This window comes from Streptomyces sp. BL1, assembly GCF_057628045.1.
In genome coordinates this window covers 5,540,557-5,560,732 of record NZ_JBXYWZ010000002.1, presented here as the reverse complement: position 1 = coordinate 5,560,732, position 20,176 = coordinate 5,540,557, and the positions used below count along the sequence as shown (strand labels likewise).

At 72.3% G+C, this 20,176-nt stretch carries 14 protein-coding genes; 5 read left to right on the top strand and 9 right to left on the bottom strand.

Annotated features, from left to right (window positions below):
* Positions 1–13: 13 nt before the first annotated feature.
* The 4 genes from AC3AGO_RS24415 to AC3AGO_RS24400 all read right to left on the bottom strand — a co-directional run bounded on the left by AC3AGO_RS24415 (position 14) and on the right by AC3AGO_RS24400 (position 7,055).
* The gene (locus AC3AGO_RS24415) at positions 14–3,001 is read right to left on the bottom strand and encodes a bifunctional [glutamine synthetase] adenylyltransferase/[glutamine synthetase]-adenylyl-L-tyrosine phosphorylase (protein ID WP_487824789.1); all 2,988 of its coding nucleotides are present in this window, start codon (positions 2,999–3,001) and stop codon (positions 14–16) included.
* 20 nt (positions 3,002–3,021) lie between these two features.
* Positions 3,022–4,383: a glutamine synthetase family protein gene (locus tag AC3AGO_RS24410; RefSeq protein ID WP_487822375.1), complete on the bottom strand. Its 1,362-nt coding sequence runs from the start codon at positions 4,381–4,383 to the stop codon at positions 3,022–3,024.
* A 308-nt stretch (positions 4,384–4,691) separates the two neighbouring features.
* The gene (locus AC3AGO_RS24405; RefSeq protein ID WP_487822374.1) at positions 4,692–5,888 is read right to left on the bottom strand and encodes a S8 family peptidase; all 1,197 of its coding nucleotides are present in this window, start codon (positions 5,886–5,888) and stop codon (positions 4,692–4,694) included.
* Positions 5,889–5,978: 90 nt separating this feature from the next.
* Positions 5,979–7,055 (bottom strand): helix-turn-helix transcriptional regulator, encoded by a 1,077-nt coding sequence (locus tag AC3AGO_RS24400; protein WP_487822373.1) that lies wholly within the window; start codon positions 7,053–7,055, stop codon positions 5,979–5,981.
* Positions 7,056–7,380: 325 nt separating this feature from the next.
* Here AC3AGO_RS24400 and AC3AGO_RS24395 point away from each other — a divergent pair, with 325 nt between their 5' ends.
* Complete coding sequence (locus AC3AGO_RS24395; RefSeq protein ID WP_487822372.1) at positions 7,381–9,144, top strand: NAD+ synthase; 1,764 nt, start codon at positions 7,381–7,383, stop codon at positions 9,142–9,144.
* Positions 9,145–9,237: 93 nt separating this feature from the next.
* On the opposite strand, the gene AC3AGO_RS24390 is transcribed toward AC3AGO_RS24395, so the two are convergent.
* Positions 9,238–10,458, bottom strand: coding sequence for an MFS transporter (locus tag AC3AGO_RS24390; protein WP_487822371.1), 1,221 nt, complete (start codon positions 10,456–10,458; stop codon positions 9,238–9,240).
* 302 nt (positions 10,459–10,760) lie between these two features.
* A complete protein-coding gene (locus AC3AGO_RS24385) occupies positions 10,761–11,678 on the bottom strand; it encodes an endonuclease/exonuclease/phosphatase family protein (protein ID WP_487824788.1) in 918 nt (305 codons plus the stop codon).
* 435 nt (positions 11,679–12,113) lie between these two features.
* On the opposite strand from AC3AGO_RS24385, the gene panB reads away from it, so the two are divergent.
* From panB to AC3AGO_RS24370, 3 genes are all read left to right on the top strand, one after another.
* The gene (gene panB / locus AC3AGO_RS24380) at positions 12,114–12,971 is read left to right on the top strand and encodes a 3-methyl-2-oxobutanoate hydroxymethyltransferase (RefSeq protein ID WP_487822370.1); all 858 of its coding nucleotides are present in this window, start codon (positions 12,114–12,116) and stop codon (positions 12,969–12,971) included.
* A 174-nt stretch (positions 12,972–13,145) separates the two neighbouring features.
* Positions 13,146–14,177, top strand: coding sequence for an ATP-binding cassette domain-containing protein (locus tag AC3AGO_RS24375; protein WP_487822369.1), 1,032 nt, complete (start codon positions 13,146–13,148; stop codon positions 14,175–14,177).
* Positions 14,174–15,052, top strand: a complete 879-nt coding sequence (locus AC3AGO_RS24370; RefSeq protein ID WP_487822368.1) for an ABC transporter permease — start codon at positions 14,174–14,176, stop codon at positions 15,050–15,052. Before AC3AGO_RS24375 ends, AC3AGO_RS24370 begins: the two co-directional genes overlap by 4 nt.
* A gap of 66 nt (positions 15,053–15,118) precedes the next feature.
* Here AC3AGO_RS24370 and AC3AGO_RS24365 read toward each other — a convergent pair whose 3' ends face one another.
* The gene (locus AC3AGO_RS24365; protein WP_487822367.1) at positions 15,119–18,574 is read right to left on the bottom strand and encodes an AfsR/SARP family transcriptional regulator; all 3,456 of its coding nucleotides are present in this window, start codon (positions 18,572–18,574) and stop codon (positions 15,119–15,121) included.
* Between the two features lie 30 nt (positions 18,575–18,604).
* Positions 18,605–19,000: a hypothetical protein gene (locus AC3AGO_RS24360; protein WP_487822366.1), complete on the bottom strand. Its 396-nt coding sequence runs from the start codon at positions 18,998–19,000 to the stop codon at positions 18,605–18,607.
* 67 nt (positions 19,001–19,067) lie between these two features.
* Here AC3AGO_RS24360 and AC3AGO_RS24355 point away from each other — a divergent pair, with 67 nt between their 5' ends.
* Entirely contained in the window at positions 19,068–19,880 is an 813-nt protein-coding gene (locus AC3AGO_RS24355; RefSeq protein ID WP_487822365.1) for a site-2 protease family protein, read from the top strand.
* Here AC3AGO_RS24355 and AC3AGO_RS24350 read toward each other — a convergent pair.
* Positions 19,864–20,094: a hypothetical protein gene (locus AC3AGO_RS24350; protein ID WP_487822364.1), complete on the bottom strand. Its 231-nt coding sequence runs from the start codon at positions 20,092–20,094 to the stop codon at positions 19,864–19,866. The genes AC3AGO_RS24355 and AC3AGO_RS24350 overlap by 17 nt on opposite strands.
* Positions 20,095–20,176 lie beyond the last annotated feature (82 nt).

Genomic DNA, 20,176 nt, shown 5'->3' with positions numbered 1-20,176 from the left:
CGCGCCCTGGCCTTCAGTCCTCCGCGCCGTAGAACAGCCGCTCCACGACGGCCCGCGCGCGCCGCGTGGTGCGCCGGTAGTGGTCGACCATCTCGCCGACGTGCCCGGGGTCGTACCCCAGATACCGTGCCACGCCCGCGAGTTCCCGCGGTTCCGAGGGGAAGGTGTCACCGGCCCTGCCGCGCACCAGCAGCACGGCGTTCCGCACCCGCGTCGCCAGCAGCCACGCCTCGTCGAGGGTCGCCGCGTCCTCCGTGTCCAGCAGGCCGACGGCGCGCGCCGTGGCCAGCGCCTCCCGCGTACGGGTCGTCCGCAGGCCCGGTTCCGCGGCGCCGTGCCGCAGTTGGAGCAGCTGCACGGTCCACTCGACGTCGGTGAGTCCGCCGCGGCCCAGCTTGGTGTGCGTGGTCGGGTCGGCGCCGCGCGGCAGCCGTTCGGCCTCCATCCGCGCCTTGAGCCGGCGGATCTCCCGCTCCGACTCCTCGGTCAGCCCGTCGGCCGGATAGCGCAGCGGGTCGATCAGCTCGACGAAGCGCCGCCCCAGATCGGCGTCGCCCGCGACGGGCTCGGCGCGCAGCAGGGCCTGGCTCTCCCAGATCACCGACCAGCGCCGGTAGTAGGCGGCGTACGAACCGAGGGAGCGGGCCAAAGTGCCGGTCTTGCCCTCGGGGCGCAGGTCGGCGTCGATGAGCAGCGGCGGGTCGGACGTGGGCAGCTGGAGCAGCCGCCGGATCTCGGTGGCGACGGCGAACGCGGCCTTCCCCGCGTCGTGTTCGGACACGCCCTCCCGCGGCTCGTGGACGAACAGCACGTCCGCGTCCGAGCCGTAGTTCATCTCGTGCCCGCCGAACCTGCCCATGCCGATGACCGCGAACCGGGTCGGCAGCTCGTCGCCCCACTGGTCGCGGACGGCGGCGCGCAGCGCGCCGGCGAGGGTGGCGGCGTTCAGGTCGGTCAGCGAGTCGCCGATGCGGTCGACGGCCGGCGCCGGGTCGGCGGCGACGGGCGTCTCGTCGGTGCCGTACGCGCCGATGATGTCGGCGGCGGCGGTGCGGAACAGCTCGCGGCGGCGTACGCCGCGGGCCGCGGCGATGCCCTGCTCCGCGCCGTCGGCGCGGCCGACGGCGGCGAGGATCTCCTGCGCCAGCGCGTCGTACGAGCGCCGCCGCAGCCCCTCGGGGCCGCCGAGCAGCGCCACCGCCTCCGGCTGCCGCAGCAGCAGGTCGGGCGCGAAGCGTCCGGCGGACAGCACCCGGGCGAGATTCTCGGCGGCGACGCCCTCGTCGCGCAGCAGCCGCAGATACCAGGGGGTCTTGCCCAACGCGTCCGACACCTTGCGGAAGTTGAGCAGCCCGGCGTCCGGGTCGGCGGAGTCCGCGAACCAGCCGAGCAGCACCGGCAGCAGCGTGCGCTGGATGGCCGCCTTCCGGCTGACGCCGCTGGCGAGGGCCTCCAGGTGGCGCAGCGCCGCCGCGGGGTCGACGTAGCCGAGCGCTTCGAGCCGCTGCCGCGCGGCGCGCGGGGACAGCCGGGCCTCGCCGATGTCGAGCTGCGCCACGGCGTCCAGCAGCGGCCGGTAGAACAGCTTCTCGTGCAGCCGCCGTACGGCCGCGGCGTGCCGTTTCCACGACTTCTGCAGCTCGGCGACGGGTTCGCTGCGGAAGCCGAGGGAGCGCGCGAGGCGCCGCTGGTCGGGCTCCGCCTCCGGCATCAGATGGGTGCGGCGCAGCTTCTGGAGCTGGATGCGGTGCTCCATGGTGCGCAGGAAGCGGTACGAGGCGTCGAGCTCGGCGGCGTCCTTGCGGCCCACATAGCCGCCCGCCGCCACCTCCTCCAGGGCCACCAGGGTGGTGGGGCTGCGCAGCGTGGCGTCGGACCTGCCGTGCACCAACTGCAGCAGCTGCACGGCGAACTCGACGTCGCGCAGGCCGCCGGGGCCGAGCTTCAGTTCCCGGTCCACCTGCGCGGCGGGGATGCCCGCGACGACGCGGCGGCGCATCTGCTGGACGTCGGTCACGAAGTTCTCGCGCTCGGCGGCCTGCCACACCATCGGGCCGACGGCCTCCACGTACTCCTGCCCCAGCGCGAGATCCCCGGCGACCGGGCGGGCCTTCAACAGGGCCTGGAACTCCCAGGTCTTGGCCCACCGCTGGTAGTAGGCGAGATGCGAGGACAAGGTGCGCACCAGCGGCCCGTTGCGGCCCTCGGGGCGCAGATTGGCGTCGACGGGCCAGATGGTGCCCTCGACGGTGGTGTCGGAGCAGATCCGCATCATCCGCGAGGCGAGCCGGGTGGCGGCCTGCACGGCCTGCTGCTCCTCGGTGCCCTCGGCCGCCTCCGCCACATAGATGACGTCGACGTCCGAGACGTAATTGAGCTCCCAGCCGCCGCACTTGCCCATGCCGACGACGGCGAGCCGGCAGGCCTTCGCGTCCTCCGGCTGCTCCCTGGCCGCGATCCCGAGCGCGACCCGCAGTGTGGCGGTGGCCAGCGCGGCCAGCTCCGCCGCGGTCTCCGCGAGGTCGCTGGTGCCGCACACGTCGCGCGCGGCGACGGTCATCAGGCAGCGGCGGTAGAGCCGGCGCAGACTGTCGGGCCCGCCGGCGGGCCCGAGCACGGCCTCGAACTCCTCGATGCCCGGGTTCAGATCGGCGTACTCGTACGTGACGAGCGCGTGCCAGTCCTGCGGGTGCCGGGCGAGGTGGTCGGCGAACGCCTCGGACGCGCCGAGCACCCCGAGCAGCCTGTCCCGCAGCGGCTTGCTGGTCCGCAGCGTCTCCAGCAGCACCTGTCGCTCGTCCGACGCCTCGGCCAGCCGGACCAGCCCGAGCAGCGCCCCGTCCGGGTCGGCGGTGGCGCCGAGCGCGTCGAGCAGGCCCGCGTCGTCGCGCAGCGTCGCCAGCGCCGCCGAGTCGAACAGCCGCTGCGCCGCGGTGATGTCGGTGAATCCGTGCCGCAGATAGCGCCCGTACCGGCTGTCGCGCCGCCCGCCGAACGGCACCGCGGGCGTCTCCGCCTCGCTCACAGCACCGGCAGGGACTTGCGGAGCTCGAAGGCGGTGACCTCGGAGCGGTACTCCTCCCACTCCTGCTTCTTGTTGCGCAGGAAGAAGTCGAAGACGTGCTCGCCGAGGGTCTCGGCGACCAGTTCGCTGCGCTCCATGAGGGTGATGGCCTCGCCGAGGTTCTGCGGCAGGGGCTCGATGCCCATGGCGCGGCGCTCCGCGTCGGACAGCGCCCACACGTCGTCGTCGGCGCCGGGCGGCAGCTCGTAGCCCTCCTCGATGCCCTTGAGGCCGGCGGCGAGCAGCACCGAGTAGGCGAGGTACGGGTTGGCGCCGGCGTCGAGGGAGCGGACCTCGATGCGGGTGGAGCCCATCTTGCCGGGCTTGTACATGGGGACGCGGATGAGGGCGCTGCGGTTGTTGTGGCCCCAGCAGATGTACGAGGGGGACTCGCCGCCCTCGCCCGCCGTGCGGTTGGCGCCGCCCCAGATGCGCTTGTAGGAGTTCACCCACTGGTTGGTGACGGCGGAGATCTCGCCCGCGTACTTCAGCAGTCCGGCGATGAAGGAGCGGCCGACCTTGGAGAGCTGGTATTCGGAACCCGACTCGTAGAAGGCGTTGCGGTCGCCCTCGAAGAGCGAGAGGTGGGTGTGCATGCCGGAGCCGGGGTGCTCGGAGAACGGCTTGGGCATGAACGTGGCCTGCACGCCCTGCTCCAGCGCGACCTGCTTCATCACGAGCCGGAAGGTCATGATGTTGTCCGCGGTGGACAGCGCGTCCGCGTAGCGCAGGTCGATCTCCTGCTGGCCCGGGGCGCCCTCGTGGTGGCTGAACTCCACGGAGATGCCCATGGATTCGAGCATCGTGATGGCCTGCCGCCGGAAGTCCATGCCGACGTGCTGCGGGGTGTGGTCGAAGTAGCCGGAGGAGTCCGCGGGGATGGGGCGGCTGCCGTCCACGGGGCGGTCCTTCAGCAGGAAGAACTCGATCTCGGGGTGGGTGTAGAAGGTGAAGCCGAGGTCGGAGGTCTTGGCGAGGGTGCGCTTGAGGACGTAGCGCGGGTCCGCGTACGAGGGGGAGCCGTCCGGCATCAGGATGTCGCAGAACATCCGCGCGGTGCCCGGTGCCTCGGCCCGCCACGGGAGTATCTGGAAGGTGCTGGGGTCCGGCTTCGCGATCATGTCGGACTCGTACACCCGGGCGAAGCCCTCGATCGCCGAACCGTCGAAGCCCATGCCCTCGTCGAAGGCCTGCTCCAGTTCGGCGGGTGCGACGGCGACGGACTTGAGGAACCCGAGCACATCGGTGAACCAGAGCCGGACGAACCGGATGTCGCGCTCCTCGAGCGTGCGGAGCACGAATTCCTGCTGCTTGTCCATGGTCACCCAATCCTTGCTGGTCAGACGGCCTGTGATGACCCGTTGCCGGGGCATCCCGCTCCTCAGTATCACGGGGAGTGGTTACCGCCACATTACCGGCGAACAGCCAGGTGGCAGCACAGGTGCGCACACCCGTACGCCCATCCGTCCGTGCCCTGCGCACCCCGCACACGCGGCGGCCGCGGGCCGGTGTGTGGGGCACCGGTCCGCGGCCGCGGTTTCGGGGAAGCGTTGCCGGTTCAGGTGTCCGGCAGGTGGTGCTGGGTGGTGCTCAGATCATGCTCGTACCGCCGCTGTGGAGCCGAGGGTCACTCGACGACGTTCAGCAGCAGGTTCGGGGAGCCCTGTCCGGGGCTGCCGACGACGTCCTTGGCCGCTCCGCCGGTCAGCGCCTTGCTCACCGCGTCGGGCTTTGCGTCGGTGTGGCCCGACAGATAGACGGCGGCGGCACCGGCGACGTGCGGGGAAGCCATCGAGGTGCCGGAAATGGTGTCCTTGCCGTCGTCACCGCTGTTCCAGGCGCCGGTGATGTCGACGCCCGGCGCGTAGATGTCCAGGCTCTTGCCGAAGTTGGAGAACTCGGCCTGCGCGTCCTTGTTGTCGGTGGCGCCGACGGTCAGCGCCTCCGGCACCCGGGCCGGGGACGACTTGCTCGCGTCCTGGCTCTCGTTGCCCGCCGCGACGGCGAAGGTGACGCCCTTGGCGATGGTGTTCTTCACGGCCTTGTCGAGCGCCTCGTCGGCCGGACCGCCGAGCGACATGTTGGCGACGGACGCGCCCTTGGCGTTCTGGGCCACCCACTCGATGCCCTTGACGACACCCTCGGTGCTGCCGGAGCCCTGGTCGTCGAGGACCCGGACCGGCTCGATCTTGGCCTTCTTGGCGACGCCGTACGTCTTGCCCGCCACCGTGCTGGAGACGTGCGTGCCGTGGCCGTTGCCGTCGTCGGCCGCGCCGCCGTCGACGGCGTCGAAGCCCTTGCCCACGCGGCCCTCGAAGTCCTTGTGGGAGGCGCGGGTTCCGGTGTCGATGACGTACGCGGTGACGCCCTCGCCGGCCTTGTCCGGGTAGGTGTACTTCTTGTCGAGCTTCAACTCCTTGGTGTCCAGCCGGTCCAGGCCCCAGGAGGGCGGGTCGGCCTGTTCACCGGATATGGAGTACTTGTGGTTCGCGAAGACCTGGTCGACGGCGGGGTCGGCGGCCAGCTCCTTGGCCTCCTGCTCCGACATGGCGGCCGAGTAGCCGTTCAGCGCGTGCTTGAAGGTGTTCTTCACCTTGCCGCCGTGCTTGGTGACGACCTTCTTGCTCTCCGTCGAACCGGCCTTCATGGCGGAGGACTTCATCGTGACGATGTAGCTGCCCTTGACGGCCTTCGCGGAGTTCGCTCCGACGACCGTGCCTTCGGTGGGGGCGGCGTTCGCGGGTAGCGCGAGACCGGATCCGATGGCGGCTGCTGCGACTGCCGCCGCGGCGCTGACGACAATTCTCTTACGCGTCACTGCCATTGCGAGGGTTCCTCCTCGTCGTGGGGGGTGTGCGCTGTGTGGGGGGTGCTGTTGTTCGAGCGCGACCAGAGCTCAGCACAGCGGCGACGTTCACGACAAGGGTGTACGCGGAACGGACGTTTCCCTCATCGAGGGCGGTTTATCGCAGCTCGGACTCGCCTCGGGGACCCAGCCGAGAGCCGCGGCGCGCACCCCCAGCTGGAACCGCGTATTGACGCCCACCCGTTCCATCAGACCGTGCAGCCGGCGCTGGAACGTGCGGTGGCTGATGCCGAGTTGACGGGCCATGACCTGGTCGGTCATCCCGGTGGTGAGCAGCGCCAGCAGCCGGGCCTCCTCCGGGGTGGGCCCGTCGCCGGCCTTCCGTTCCGGGTCGCCGAGGTAGTGGGAGAGCGGCAGCGCGCGGGCCCACAGCACCTCGAAGAACTCCCCCAGCGCGTCCAGCAGTCCGGAGGGGTGCACGACGACGCTGCTGGCCAGCTCGTTTGGTGACGCGCGTAGCGGAATGAGCGCGAGCCGGTCGTCGGCGATCAGCAGCTTGGTCGGGGTGTCGGCCATCACCCGGGCGTCCTCGCCCAGTTCGGCGGCGGCGCCGATGTCGGTGTCCAGCCGGTGGAGGCCGTCGGTGTCGTAGACGACCCGGTAGCCGATGCCTTCCCGCAGCATCTGCTGCTGTACGGGCATCATGCCGGTCTTCGGGTCGAACCTGTCCGGGTCGCTGTTCGCGTACGGCGGTCTGTCGATGCCCCGCACCTCGTGCCGTGCGCTGCGCTGCAGTTGGTCGACCTGCCGGATGACGGCGGCCCGCCCTGTGACGATCTCGACCAGGTCGACGGGGTCGCGCCCGGAGGCGTTCGCCCGGAACCGGGAGGCCAGCACCTGGATGTGCCGGCGCGTGCGGTGGATGGCCTCTTCGCGGGCCAGCAGCAGGGATTCGAAGGCGACTTCGGGGGCGACGGGCAGATAGCGCTCCTCGCCGCCGCGGGGCCCGCGCTCCTCGGAGTAACGCCCCACGAGGCTCAGCCGCTCCAGGGAGGAGAGGCTCTCGCGTACCCGCGCGGCGCTCAGGCCCAGTACGGCCCGCAGTTCGGAGACGGTCACGGCACCGTCGACGAGGGCCTCATAGGTCCGCTGCTGGACGGGGTCGAGCCCAAGTGCCTCCAACATGACGGCATCCTGCGGGCGGTGGCGAGTTCACGTCAATGTCGAAAGGGCGCCAGGACGCCCCCTGGTCGGGATGAACCCCGCGAACTCCCCGATACAGGACACGTTTTGGTCCGTACGTACAACAGCCCCGGCGCCCTTCGAGGGGGCCCGGGCTGTTGTGACGCAGGCACCCCCTTCACCGGATCCCGGCGCCGCACGGCTTCGCGGCCACGGCGCGCCCCGGCGAGCGTCATGACGCTCCTGAAGCAGACGCGCGACGGACCACTGGGCGCGCGGGCGCCCCGCGCTCCCCCATCGCGTCAGAAGGACGATTACACTCGGGGGCGTGCCTCAACTACGTCTCGCTCTGAATCAGGTCGACTCCACCGTCGGTGACCTCGACGCGAACGCCGAGTCCGTCGTGCGCTGGACCCGGCACTCCGTCGGGCGGGGGGCGCATCTCGTGGCGTTCCCCGAGATGATGCTGACCGGGTATCCCGTCGAGGACCTGGCGCTGCGGTCCTCGTTCGTCGAGGCCAGCAGGGACGCGCTCGGTGCGCTCGCGCGCCGCCTCGACGACGAGGGGCTCGGCGAGGCCCCCGTGATCGTGGGCTATCTGGACCGCGCGGACGCCCGGCCCCGGTACGGGCAGCCCGCCGGCGCCCCGCAGAACGCCGCCGCCGTGCTGCACCGCGGAGAGGTCGCGCTGACCTTCGCCAAGCACCATCTGCCGAACTACGGCGTGTTCGACGAGTTCCGCTACTTCCTCCCCGGCGAGACCCTCCCCGTCGTGCGGGTGCACGGCGTGGACGTCGCGCTCGCCATCTGCGAGGACCTGTGGCAGGACGGCGGCCGGGTGCCCGCCGCGCGCTCCGCGGGGGCGGGTCTGCTGGTGTCGGTCAACGCCTCCCCGTACGAGCGCAACAAGGACGACGCCCGCCTCGACCTGGTGCGCAAGCGCGCGCAGGAGGCCGGCTGCACGACGGCGTACGTGGCGATGACCGGCGGCCAGGACGAGCTCGTCTTCGACGGCGACTCGATCGTCGTCGACCGGGACGGCGAAGTGATCGCGCGGGCGCCGCAGTTCGAGGAGGAGTGCGTCGTCCTCGACCTGGACCTGCCGGCCGCCGCGGCCACCCCGCCGTCCGGCACCGTCGACGACGGGCTGCGGATCGAGCACCGGGTGCTGTCGCAGGAGCCGGTGCCGGCGTACGCGCCGGAGTACACCGGCGGGGAGGCCGAGCGGCTGGAGGACGACGCGGAGATCTACAGCGCGCTCGTCACGGGGCTGCGCGCGTACGCCGCGAAGAACGGCTTCCGTTCGGTGCTCATCGGGCTCTCCGGCGGCATCGACTCGGCGCTCGTCGCCGCGATCGCCTGCGACGCGGTCGGCGCCGGGAACGTGTACGGGGTGTCGATGCCCTCGCGCTACTCGTCCGAGCACTCCAAGGGCGACGCCGCGGTGCTCGCGGAGCGGACCGGGCTGCATCTGCGTACGGTGCCGATCGGGCCGATGTTCGACGCGTACATGGAGTCGCTGGGCCTCACCGGCGTCGCCGAGGAGAACCTCCAGTCGCGGCTGCGCGGCACCACGCTGATGGCGATCTCCAACCAGGAGGGCCACATCGTGCTCGCGCCGGGCAACAAGTCCGAGCTGGCGTGCGGCTATTCGACGCTCTACGGCGACTCCGTCGGCGCGTACGGGCCGATCAAGGACGTCTACAAGACGAACGTCTTCCGCCTCGCGAAGTGGCGGAACCGCGCCGCGGAGGAGCGCGGCCAGACCCCGCCGATCCCGGAGAACTCGATCACCAAGCCGCCGAGCGCGGAGCTGCGCCCCGGCCAGGTCGACACGGACTCGCTGCCGGACTACGACGTGCTGGACCGGGTGCTGAAGCTGTACGTGGACGGGGACCGGGGGCGCGAGGAGATCATCGCGGCGGGCTTCGACGCGGACCTGGTCACGCGGGTGCTGAAGATGACGGACACGGCGGAGTACAAGCGCCGCCAGTACCCGCCGGGCACGAAGATCTCCGCGAAGGGCTTCGGCAAGGACCGCCGGCTGCCGATCACCAGCCGCTGGCGGGAGACGGGCGAAGCGCACAACTGACGCGCGGCCCACGGCCGGTGACGCCGTACGCGACAGGGCCCCGCCGGGAGACCGGCGGGGCCCTGTGTACGCGGTGTCACTCGTGCACGGGTGTCACTTCGTGAGCGCGGAGGCCTCTTCGCGCTCGGCCGGCTCCGCGCTGCGGGCGACCACGCGGGACATGGAGCCCGTGTGGCCGCGGTCCAGGAAGCCGGCGAGCAGCGCTACGGCCAGTCCGAGGACGGCGAGCACCGCGCCCGCGACGGCGGGCGAGGTCCAGCCGAAGCCGGCCGAGATGACCACGCCGCCGAGCCAGGCGCCGCCCGCGTTCGCGAGGTTGAACGCGGAGTGGTTGGACGCGGAGGCCAGCGTCGGCGCGTCCTGTGCCTTGGTCATCACCAGCATCTGGATCGGCGTCGTGGTGCCGAAGCCGACCGCGCCGAGGATCACGACCATGATCAGCGCCGCCCAGGTCACGTGCACCGCGTAGGTGAAGACGACGAGGGAGACGGCGAGCGCGGCGAGCGCCCCGTACAGGGTGGGCCGCAGCGCGCGGTCGGTGAGCGGGCCCGCGGCGACGGCGCCGAGGGTCATGCCGATGCCGAACAGCGCCAGCACCCACGTGGTGCCCGACTCGGGGAGTCCGGTGATCTTGGTCATCATCGAGGCCAGGTAGCTGTAGACGGCGAACACGCCGCCGAAGCCGCAGACCGCGGTGAGCAGGCCGAGCAGGACCTGCCCGTTCCACAGGGCGCGCAGCTCGTGGCCGACGCCGTTCTGCTTCTCCGTCGGCAGCTTCGGGATCAGCGCCGCGAGCGAGGCCATCGCCAGCAGGCCGATCGCGGTGACGACCAGGAAGGTGGCCCGCCAGCCGAGCTGCTGGCCGATGGCCGTGCCGGCGGGGACGCCGACGATGTTGGCCACCGTGAGTCCCATGAACATGATGGCGACGGCGCGGGCGCGGCGGTCCTCGCGTACGAGACGCGCTGCGACGACGGCGCCGACGCCGAAGAACGCGCCGTGCGGCAGCCCGGCCAGCACCCGTCCGGCCATGAGCGTGCCGAAGCTGGGCGCGAGCGCGGAGGCGAGGTTGCCGACGGTGAACAGCGCCATCAGCGCGAGCATCATCCGCTTGCGCGGGATGCGGGCCCCGAGCGCGGTGAGCAGCGGGGCACCGATGACGACGCCGATGGCGTAGGCGGAGACGAGATACCCGGCGGTGGGTACCGAAGTGCCCATGTCGTCCGCGACGTTGGGCATGAGGCCCATCATGACGAACTCGGTCGTACCGATCCCGAAGGCCGATATCGCCAGGGCGAGCAGGGCCAAGGGCATAGCGCAGGCACCTTTCCAGGCAGAGGTGGTCAAGGTCTGTCAGGACATGAGCCGACAGAGCGTACACAAAGGGGACGAAACCAGGGAAAACGGAGCGTTCCGCGCTGAACCGGCTCCGTAAGTTCTCGTCGAAAACAAAGTCTCGCAGGCTCATTGTTCCCGGAGGCCAACACCGCGTTTCAGGCGGGCTACATCTGCGGCCCGCGGGGGCGCCGCCCGGCGCACACGCGAACGCCCCGGCCACCGCGTCGTGCGGGGCCGGGGCGCCGTCGTCGGAGCCTCCGGGGTGCCGGTCCGGCCGGCTAGAAGTTGACCGTGGCCGCCACGGGCAGGTGGTCACTGCCGGTCTCGTGGAGATTCCAGGAGGCCACCGGCTTCAGGTTCTTCACCATGATCTGGTCGATCCGCGCCATGGGGAACGACGCGGGCCAGCTGAAGCCGAAGCCGTCGCCCGCCGCGCCCTGCGTGGAGCGCATCTGGGAGGTGACGGGCGCCAGCGCGCGGTCGTTCATGGTGCCGTTGAGGTCACCGAGCAGCACGACCTTGCCGGTCTTGTCGGCGGCGATCGCCTGGCCCAGCGCGTCCGCGCTGTTGTCCCGCTGGTTGGCGGTGAAGCCCGCCTGGAACTGCACCCGGACCGACGGCAGATGCGCGGCGTACACGGCGACGGGACCCTGCGGGGTCTCGATGGTGGAGCGCAGCGCGCGCGGCCAGCCCATCTTGATGTCGACGGTGCGGGTGTCCCGCATCGGGTACTTGCTCCACACGCCGACCGTGCCCACCAGCTTGTGGTACGGGAACGTGTGCGCCAGCTGCTTCTCGTACGTGCCGGCCTGGCCCTCGGAGACCTCCTCCAGCGAGACCACGTCAGCGCCGCTGGTGGCGACCCTGCGCGCGGTGGCGGCGGGGTCCGGGTTCTCGGCGTTCACGTTGTGCGTGACGACGGTGAGGTCGCCGCCCGTACCGGACTTGTCGGTGACCTGGCTGCCGAAGAGATTGACCCAGACCAGCGCGGGCACCAGCACCGCGATCAGCGCGACGACGGAGCGGCGCAGCAGGGCGACGACCAGCAGGACGGGGATCAGGAGCCCGCCCCAGGGCAGGAAGGTCTCCCAGAGGGAGCCGAGGTTGCCCACCGAGTTGGGGATCTTGGCGTGCAGACTGAACGCGAGCGCCAGTGCGATCGCGACAGCGGCGGTCAGCCATCCACGACGCCACATGCCGGGCCCTCCCCACCGGGCGAACGCGCGGCGCGCCCGGCCTCCGCCGCGGCCGGCCCCGTACCGGCCGCCGTCGGCGGTGTCCGTGGCTTCCGCCATGTACGCGCGTGCCATCCGCTTTCCTCACTTGCCTGTGACGATGTCTGGTGAACGATAGGTGATGCCCCGGTATATCCCGAAAAACCGGTCACCCTGCGGGTCTTGAGCCGCGGCGCGCGGCGCCGACCGCCACCATTTCCTGTGTTCCGGCAGGCTCGCAGGCTTGCATAAGAGCCCTTCTCACGTCTCCCGACGTGCACGGCGGCCCACGAGGTTCCGGCAGCAGCCGATCATCCGGGACCTGTGACACAACGCGCACATCCGTGCCAGCATGACGGTATCCGGGGACGCCGTGCCGGCGCCTCGAGACGATCGAAAACTGAAGGAGCCAGTGCGATGACGCCTGCGCAGAACCAGTCCCCCAAGCAGCCCGCCACCCTCTACGGCGGCGCGCGCAACCGCCGTGTGACCGTGCGCGACCTGGCCGCCGCCAAGGAGCGCGGCGAGCGGTGGCCGATGCTGACCGCGTACGACGCGATGACCGCCTCCGTCTTCGACGAGTCGGGCATCCCCGTGCTGCTGGTCGGCGACTCCATGGGCAACTGCCATCTCGGCTACGAGTCCACCGTCCCCGTCACCATGGACGAGATCGCGATCCTGACGGCCGCCGTCGTACGGGGCACCAAGCGGGCCCTCGTCGTCGCCGACCTCCCGTTCGGCTCGTACCAGGAGGGGCCCGTACAGGCGCTGCGCAGCGCGACCCGGCTGGTCAAGGAGTCGGGGGCGGGCGCCGTGAAGCTGGAGGGCGGCGAACGCTCCGCGCACCAGGTCGAGCTGCTCGTCCAGTCCGGCATCCCCGTCATGGCGCACGTCGGCCTCACCCCGCAGTCCGTGCACGCGATGGGCTACCGCGTACAGGGGCGCGGCGAGGAGGCGGCGCAGCAACTCCTGCGGGACGCCAAGGCGGTGCAGGACGCGGGCGCGTTCGCCGTCGTGCTGGAGGCGGTCCCCGCGGACGTGGCGGCCGAGGTGACCCGCTCGCTGCACATCCCCACCGTCGGCATCGGCGCGGGCGCCGACTGCGACGCGCAGGTGCTGGTGTGGACGGACATGGCAGGGCTCACGCCGGGCCGGGTGCCGAGCTTCGTGAAGCAGTACGCGCGCCTGCGCGAGGTGCTGGGCGAGGCCGCCACGGCCTTCTCGGACGACGTGATCTCCGGGTCCTTCCCGGACGCCGAGCACAGCTTCGCGTGATCCGCGGCCCGGCCGTACCAGAGCGGCGACGGGCCCGACTCCGCCCCGGGAAGGGGCCGTTGGGCCCGCCGTCGTAGGACCTCGGTCCACCGGCAGCCGGACGTTGTACCCGTATCGGCCGGCTGTCGGTGGAATATCGGTGGATTGTCAGTGGCGGGTGCCATCTTTGAGGGCATGACGCGACAGAACACCACAGCCGACCGGGGGCCCAACGCCGTCGAGGTCCGCGGCCTGGTGAAACACTTCGGGGACAACAAGGCGGTCGACGGCATCGACCTGGACGTGCGCGAGGGCACCGTGATGGGCGTGCTCGGGCCGAACGGCGCGGGCAAGACCACCCTGATCCGCATGCTGTCGACGCTGCTGGTGCCGGACGCCGGCACGGCGACCGTCGCGGGGTACGACGTGGTGCGCCAGCCCCGCCAGCTGCGCCGCACCGTCGGCCTCACCGGGCAGTACGCCTCGGTCGACGAGAAGCTGTCCGGCTGGGAGAACCTCTACATGATCGGGCGGCTGCTCGACCTCTCCCGCGGCGACGCCCGCAAGCGCGCCGACGAGATGCTGGAGCGGTTCTCGCTGACCGAGGCCGCGAAGCGCCCGGCGAGCAAGTACAGCGGCGGCATGCGCCGCCGGCTCGACCTGGCCGCCTCGATGATCGGCCGCCCCCGGGTGCTCTACCTGGACGAGCCCACCACCGGCCTCGACCCGCGCACGCGCAACGAGGTCTGGGAAGAGGTGCACAACATCGTCGCGGACGGCAACACCGTGCTGCTCACCACGCAGTACATGGAGGAGGCCGAGCAGCTCGCCAGCGAACTGACCGTCGTGGACCGCGGGAAGGTCATCGCCGAGGGCCGGGTGCCCGAGCTGAAGGCCCGCGTCGGCGGCCGCACCCTGCGGATCCGGCCGACGGGCCCCGCGGAGGAGCTGCCCCGGATGGTCGGCGCGCTCGCGCAGGCCGGTCTGGACGGTGTCGGCGGCGCCACGGCCGACGAGAAGGCGGGCGAGGTGACCGTGCCCATCGTCAGCGACGAGCAACTGACCTCCGTGGTCGGCCTGCTGGGCGCCCGGGACTTCGCCATCGCCGACATCTCCACCCATCTGCCCAGCCTGGACGAGGTGTTCCTGGCCCTCACCGGCCAGAAGGCCACCCACTCCGACGACGACACCACTTCCGACACCGAGCTCGAGGAGGCCGCGGCGTGAGTACCGCCACCGCACCCCAGGCCCCGGCCACCGCGCCCGGCGCCCCCGCACCCGTCCCGCCCAAACAGGGCGTGGACGAGGGCCGGATAGGTTTCCGTGCCAATCTCCGGCACATCGGCGCGCTGGTGCGCCGCAACGCCCTGCAGATAAAGCAGGACCCGGAGTCGATGATGGACGCGCTGCTGATGCCCATCATCTTCACCCTGCTCTTCGTCTACGTCTTCGGCGGCGCCATCGGCGGCGCGGGCGCGGGCGGCAGCGCCGGGCGGGAGAAGTACGTGCAGTATCTGGTGCCCGGCATGATGGCGATGATGTGCATGAACATCGCCATGGCGGTGGGCACCGGCATCAACGAGGACTTCCGCAAGGGCGTGATGGACCGCTTCCGGTCCATGCCGATAGCCCGCTCCTCGGTGCTGGTCGCCAAGGTCGTGGTGGAGATCGGCCGGATGCTGGTCGCCATCATCGTGCTGCTCGCCGTCGGCTTCCTGGTGGGCTTCGACATCCAGGGCAACTGGCTCGGCCTGCTGGCCTCGATCGGTCTGACCGCGCTATTCGGCGCGTCCCTGCTGTGGATCTTCATGCTGCTGGGGCTGACGATGCAGACGGCGCAGGCCGTGCAGGGCGTCTCCTTCCTGGTGCTGATGCCGCTGCAGTTCGGCTCCTCGGTCTTCGTGCCGGTGAAGACGATGCCGGGCTGGCTGGAGGCGTTCACCCACGTCAACCCGCTGACGCAGCTCGCCGACGCGGCCCGCGGCCTGATGACGGGTCAGGGCGCGGTCGGCGGCCCGGTGATGTGGACCGTGGTCTGGTCGGTCGGCCTCACCGTGGTGATGGCCCCGATCGCGATCGCCAAGTTCCGCAAGAAGGCGTGACGCCGGCGCGGCGCGCCGACCCACCGCGCTGAGAGTCGCGTCAGCCGGAAGCGCGCGGCGGACCGGTCAGCCGGCCGCCGCCCGTTCCCGGGCAGTGCGGTGTACGAGGGCGGCGGCCTCTTCCACGGAGAGGCCGCCGCCCTCTTCGTATGCGCGGGCGAACCCGTCCCCGGGCAGCGCTTCCCGTACGGCCGAGCCCGCGTCGCGCCGTACCTCTTCCTCCGCGGGCGGCAGACGGTAGCCCTCGGGCCGCGCGTTGTGCGCGTCGTGTGCGCCGAGCAGCCGCGCCCCGGTCTCCGCCGCGCCGAGCCGGGCCATCGCCCAGGCGGCGACGGCGAGTTGGTTCAGCACGACGGACGGGGATACCACCTCTCCCATCCGGGTGCGCACCTTGGCCAGTGCCTCGTCCACCTTCGCCAGGCCTGCCCCGTACTGCCCGTCGCGGCAGTGCAGCCACGCCAGCAGGCCCTGCACCATGCCGCCGAACAGCTCCGGCATGGCGTCCCGGAACTTCTCCTCCAGCGGCTCCAGGAGCTGCCGGGCCTCCTCCGTCGCGCCCTGCCGGCCGAGCCGGATCGCGTACTGCACGGCGACGAAGTCAGGGCCCTCGCCGGAGTGCCGGCACTCTTCCTCCTCGGACGCCTGCCGCAGCAGGGCGTCGCCCCGCGCCTCCGCCTCCGGGTCCCCGGTCTCCACCAGCGCGGCACCGAGCTTGGCCCGCAGCATCGGCACCTGGCTGTGCGCGCCCAGGGACTCGGCGCACGCGATGGCCTGCCGGTAGTCCTCCGCCGCGGCCCCGAACTCGCCCCGCAGCACGCACACTTCGGCGCGCCCCGAGAGCGCTTCGGCCCGGCCCCAGGCGTCCCCGGCGCGGGTGAAGAGCTCCAGGCTCTCCTCGCAGTCGACGGCCGCCCGCTGCATCGCGCCCGGGTAGTCGTTGCCCAGTTTTGCGCGCAGTTGCAGCACGAAGGCCAGCTCCCACGTGTAGCCGTGATCGCGGCAGCCCCGCACGGTCGCGTCGATCAGCGCCCCCATGCCGTCCAGCGGCTGGGACAGCATCCACGCGAACACCCACATGAAGCCCGGCAGCCGGCACGTCTGCGGCTGCCCCGGGCGGTACGTGCCGACGATGCGGGCCATCCTGGCGTGCCGTTCGGGGCTGTCCTGTGCGGCCGTGCCGACCTGGGACTCCGCGAACACCATGAGCGCGACGCCGCGCCGCGCCTCCGCCAGCAGTTCCCCGCTCATCGGCGGCGGCGCGTCGGTGACCCGCTCGTACAAGGGCGGCACGGGGCCGTCCTCCGCGTCAGGGGCGTCCTCCGCGTCGGGGCCGAAGGGGTCGGGGCCCATGGAGGCGGCAGCGGCGGACCACGTACGGGAGTCGGCGAGGTGGTCGCGCAGCTGCCAGAACCAGTTCATGGCGTGCACGAGGCACAGCACTTCCTGTTCGTCGCCCGCGGCGAGGGCGCGGCGCAGTGCGGCGCGGATGTTGTCGTGCTCGCGCTCCAACAGGTCGAGCGCGCCGGTCTGTTCGGGCCCGCGCAGCCGCGCGTCGGCGGCCCTGGCCAGCTCCCGGTACGCGGCGACGTGCCGGCGTCCGGCCGCCGCGCAGGCGCCCGGCGTCTCGTCGAGCCGGGCCGCGGCGTACTCGGCGACGGTCTCCAGCAGGCGGTAACGCATGCCCGTGCCGTCCGGCAGCGGGTCGGCGACGACGAGCGACTTGTCGACGAGGGAGCCGAGCAGCGGGGCGACCTCGTCCGCGGGCAGCACCTCGCCGGCAGGCAGCGCCTCGTCGTCCGGCAGCATCCCGGCCGCGCAGACCTCCTCGGCCTGTTCCAGCGCGCAGCCGCCGGAGAACACCGACAGCCGCCGCAGCACGGCCCGTTCGGGCTCCTCCAGCAGCTCCCACGACCAGTCGACGACGGCCCGCAGCGTCTGCTGGCGCGGCAGCGCGGTGCGGCTGCCGGCGGTCAGCACCCGGAACCGGTCGTCGAGCCGGTCTGCGAGCTGCCGCGGCGTGAGGGCCCGCAGCCGGGCCGCGGCGAGCTCGATGGCCAGCGGCAGCCCGTCCAGGCGGCGGCAGATCTCCGCGCAGGCGTCGGGGTCGTCCTCGACGCGGAAGCCGGGACGGGCGGACGCGCCCCGGTCGGCGAGGAGCCGGAGGGCGACGGGGTCCGGCAGCGGCTCCACGGGGCGCACGGACTCGCCCGGTACGCCGAGGGGTTCGCGGCTGGTGGCCAGGACGGTCATGTGCGGGCAGGCCGTGAGCAGCGTCTCGGCGAGGGCGGCCGCGGCGTCGATGACGTGCTCGCAGTTGTCGAGGACGAGCAGCATCCGGCGGTGCGCGCAGCGTTCCGCGAGCTGCGCGAGGGGGTCGCGCGCGCTCGGGTCCGCGGCTGCCGCGAGGGCCTCGGCGCCGGCCGACCGGAGGACCGTCTCGCGTCCGCCGAGCGCGGTGAGCACGGCCTCCGCGAGGTCGCCGGCGCTCTGCGGGGCGCGTACGGAGGCGAGTTCGGTGACCCACACGCCGTCGGCGGGGTCCTCCGCGGCGACGGCCTCCAGGGACAGCCGGGTCTTCCCCGCGCCGCCGGGCCCGGTGAGGGTGAGCAGCCGGGTGTGCCGGAGCTCTTCGCCGATGGCCCGGATCTCCTCGGCACGACCCACGAAGGAGGTGAGGCGGGGGCGCAGATTGCCCCGCGTACGGCCGGGCGCCGCGCCGCTTCCCTCGCCGGCGCCGGCGCGCGCGTCGTCCTGCGCGGAACTGTTCCCGCCGGCCCCGTCCCCCGCCTCGCCCCGCAGCAACGCCGCGTGCAGCGCGCGGAGTTCGGGGCCCGGGTCCGCGCCGAGGCGGTCGGCGAGGGTGCCGCGGATCTCCTCGTACGCGGCGAGGGCTTCGGCGGGGCGGGCCGCGGCGCGCAGGGCGCGCAGGTGCAGGGCCTGGAGGGGTTCGTCCAGCGGGTGTTCCGCGGCGAGTTCCCGCAGCGCGGGCAGCGCCTGTTCCGCGCGGCCGAGGCGGAGGTCCGCCTCCAGCCGGGCGCGGCGCGCGGCCAGTTGGCGGTTCCGCGCCCGTACGCCGGCCGGGCCGCCCTCGTCGGACAGGTCCGCGCAGACCGGCCCCTCCCACAGGGCGAGGGCGTCGTCGAGCAGTGCGGCGGCCTTCTCGGCCGCGCCGTCGGCGAGGGCCCGGGCGCCCTCGTCCGCGAGCCGTTCGAAGCGGTACAGGTCGATGTCGTCAGGATCGGCCGCCAGCCGGTAGCCGCCGTCCGCCGAGGCCACCGCGTCCCGGCCGAGCGCCCTGCGCAGCCGCCCCACCAGGGCCTGCAGTGCGGCCAGTTCACCGGCCGGCACGTCGCCGTCGCCGGCCCACACCTGCGCGGCCAGCGTCTCGGCGCGGACCGGGCGGCCGCCGCCGAGCGCGAGCGCGGTCAGGAGGGCGCGCAGCCGCGCCCCGCCCACCGGTACGGCGGTGCCGTCCGGCCGGAGTGCCCGGGCTGTTCCCAGGACGCGATAGCGAAGGCCCACACCGTCATGCTGCCAGGGCCGGGCCCCGGGCTACGCGTCGGCTCCGTCCGGGCCGTCGACCGCGACCTCGTCGGGGACGATGCCGCGCACCGGCGGGAACAGCATCGAGCCGTCCTCGTCGGCGATGTCCACGGCGACCCCGCCGGGCACCCCCAACTCCGGTACCAGTACGTCCAGCAGCCGCGCTCCGAGCACCGCCGCGTACTCCCACTCCTCGTCCGGGGGCGCGCCGCGGGACTGCGCGAAGCGGGCCAGCGCGGCCTCGTCCGTGAACGCGTGGATCCACTGCACGCCGCCGTACTCGGCCGTCCACGCCCCGCCGTCCACAAGCGGCACCAGGACCGCCGTGCGACGGAACTCACCGATCATCGCCGCCGGGTCGCCGTCCCCCGCGCGTACGTCCGCGATCCGCTCTGCCAACTCCACGGCGGCACCGTACCGGCACGCGGGGAAACTCGCGACGGCGCACCCCGGCCCGGTACGGTCCCGTTGCATGACCAGCGCCTCCACCCATCCCGAACATCACCGCATCAGCCCGGTCTTCCTCGGGCTCCTCGCGATCATGGGCGTGTCCGGATGGTCGGTCTGGTCCGGCTGGGCGGAGGTCACCGGGCTCTCGGTGTTCCTGTTCGTCGTCTCCGGCTGGATCGTCTCGCTCTGTCTGCACGAGTACGCGCACGCCAGCAGCGCCCTGCACGCCGGTGACACGAGCGTCGGCGCCAAGGGCTATCTGACGCTCAACCCGCTGAAGTACACCCACGCCGTGCTCAGCATCGTGCTGCCGGTGATCTTCGTGATCATGGGCGGAATCGGACTGCCGGGCGGCGCGGTCTACATCGAGCGCGGCCGGATCGGCGGCCCGCGCCAACGGATCAAGCACAGCCTGATCTCCGCTGCGGGGCCGCTCACCAACGCCCTGCTCGCCGTACTGCTGACCGCGCCGTTCTGGCTGGGCGCGGTGGGCGATGTGCCGTACGCGTTCCGGTCCGCGCTGGCGTTCCTGGCCATGCTCCAGGTCACCGCGGCGATCCTGAACTTCATTCCGGTGCCCGGGCTGGACGGCTACGGCGTACTGGAGCCCTGGCTGTCGCACGGAGTGCGGCGGCAGGCCGAGCCGTTCGCGCCGTTCGGGATGCTGCTGGTGTTCGGCTGCCTGTGGATCCCCGCGGTCAACCACGTGTTCTGGGACGTGATCGACCACGTGACGAGCGCGCTCGGCGTCTCGCCCACCGATGTCGACTACGGCCTGGAGTACTTCCGGTTCTGGGAGGGCGAGCCGCAGATCACGGTCACTCCGCCGGTGTAGCCCCGGGCCCGGGCGCCGCCGCGTTCTTCGCGGCGCGGGCCCGGCGGGCGTAGTACCAGGCCATGTTGGAGGTCAGCCCCGCCAGCAGGATCCAGACGATGCCGATCCAGCTGCCCTTGAGGAAGGACACCGCGGCCGCGACCACGGCGAGCACGCAGACGAGCGTGGCGTAGAGAGCGAAGCCGCGGGGGGTGCGGGGGGTGAGGGCGGGCATGGGGCGGATCTCCAGACGGACCGTGCACGAACGCAGACCCGGCCATTCTCCCCCATGCCCGCCGGCGATCTTCGGCGGCTCG

Bases quoted from the DNA above. Each gene is read 5' to 3' on its own strand.
- AC3AGO_RS24355 (WP_487822365.1), top strand. From the start codon at position 19,068: ATGACCAGCGCCTCCACCCATCCCGAACATCACCGCATCAGCCCGGTC.
- AC3AGO_RS24400 (WP_487822373.1), bottom strand. From the start codon at position 7,055: ATGTTGGAGGCACTTGGGCTCGACCCCGTCCAGCAGCGGACCTATGAG.
- AC3AGO_RS24410 (WP_487822375.1), bottom strand. From the start codon at position 4,383: ATGGACAAGCAGCAGGAATTCGTGCTCCGCACGCTCGAGGAGCGCGAC.
- AC3AGO_RS24390 (WP_487822371.1), bottom strand. From the start codon at position 10,458: ATGCCCTTGGCCCTGCTCGCCCTGGCGATATCGGCCTTCGGGATCGGT.
- AC3AGO_RS24405 (WP_487822374.1), bottom strand. From the start codon at position 5,888: ATGGCAGTGACGCGTAAGAGAATTGTCGTCAGCGCCGCGGCGGCAGTC.
- AC3AGO_RS24385 (WP_487824788.1), bottom strand. From the start codon at position 11,678: ATGTGGCGTCGTGGATGGCTGACCGCCGCTGTCGCGATCGCACTGGCG.
- panB (WP_487822370.1), top strand. From the start codon at position 12,114: ATGACGCCTGCGCAGAACCAGTCCCCCAAGCAGCCCGCCACCCTCTAC.
- AC3AGO_RS24375 (WP_487822369.1), top strand. From the start codon at position 13,146: ATGACGCGACAGAACACCACAGCCGACCGGGGGCCCAACGCCGTCGAG.
- AC3AGO_RS24350 (WP_487822364.1), bottom strand. From the start codon at position 20,094: ATGCCCGCCCTCACCCCCCGCACCCCCCGCGGCTTCGCTCTCTACGCC.